Here is a 317-nt window from a genome sequence, read left to right as displayed (position 1 = left end):
GCACTAAAATCACGATTAAGAATATTAGGTACAATGACTTCACTTTCTCCCTGCGATTTCCACTTGCGTTTTGGTTTCACCTTACACTGCAAATGATGCTTCTGCATAATGTTTTGAACTGTGTTCCTATTAAGATGAATATGATGTTCTCGCTTTAGAATAGCTCTAATTTTCCTATGACCATTTCTATATTTAGTAGCCTTACAGATTTCAATAATTAAATCTTCATGTTCATTCCGATATTCACCAAACCCTTTAGTCCAACGATAATAGCTAGCACGTGGAATCCCTAAAACTTTTAAAATGGAAGTAACGGT

Annotated in this window: 1 protein-coding gene; it reads right to left on the bottom strand. The window is 34.7% G+C overall.

Features of this window, described 5'->3' with window-relative positions; translation table 11 throughout:
* Window positions 1-317 (bottom strand): IS3 family transposase (locus LKW28_RS22870; protein WP_229142711.1); only part of this gene is annotated, 317 nt, incomplete at both ends.

Source organism: Bacillus sp. REN16 (assembly GCF_020731355.1).
Taxonomy (GTDB): domain Bacteria; phylum Bacillota; class Bacilli; order Bacillales; family Bacillaceae_L; genus Ferdinandcohnia.
This window is presented reverse-complemented; position numbering and strand designations above follow the sequence as displayed.